Source organism: Roseateles sp. P5_E1, assembly GCF_054049335.1.
This window is the reverse complement of sequence record NZ_JBFUMN010000252.1, coordinates 1-643: the sequence shown is the minus strand read 5'-3', so window position 1 is coordinate 643 and position 643 is coordinate 1. Positions and strand designations below refer to the sequence as shown.

At 68.4% G+C, this 643-nt stretch carries 1 protein-coding gene; it reads right to left on the bottom strand.

The genetic code is table 11. From position 1 onward, the window contains the following. Positions 1 to 172: 172 nt before the first annotated feature. A partial coding sequence (locus ACXJKJ_RS30880; protein WP_457395347.1) for a CDP-alcohol phosphatidyltransferase family protein occupies positions 173 to 643 on the bottom strand: 471 nt, incomplete at its 5' end.

The window sequence follows — 643 nt, the reverse complement described above, 5'->3', positions numbered from 1 at the left end:
CGGCCGGAGTGCTCATGGCCGCGGTGCAGCAGCACCAGCGCACGGCGCGGCGCGGCGGACGAGGCAGCCGGCCAATGCCGGTAAAACAGCGGTTGGCCATCGAAGCTGTGGAATTGCAGGTGTTCCTGTACGCGCATGCCTTACTCCGTTGTGTGTCTGCCCGCAGTGCCGATCAGGCCTGCTCCGCCAATCCGTTGCGCATCCGCCGCCACGCGGTCAGCAGGCACAGCGCCGCTGCCACCCACGCCACGCCGCTCACCACCGCTCCGCCGATCCAGCCCACTGCAAGCAGCACGCCGACCAGGCCGATCACGAAGGCGCGGTCACTTTTCCCCATGGGTCCGTCGTAGCGCCGACTGGCCCCCACCATCAGCCCCAGGACGCCAGCGTACTCGCAAACCGCCGCAAGCCACGTCAGCACCCAGATCGCGGTCGGATCGACCCCGGGCAGGCTGAGCAGGCTCAGGTACAGGGCCGCATCGGCCAGGACATCGCACAGTTCATTGAGGTAAGCCCCCAGCCGCGACTGCTGGCCGAACTCGCGCGCCAGCATGCCGTCCACGGCATTGAGTGCCATGCGCAGCAGCATCCATACCGGCAACGCCAGGTACCACAGCGGCTGCGCCGGTGCCCACGCGTAGAC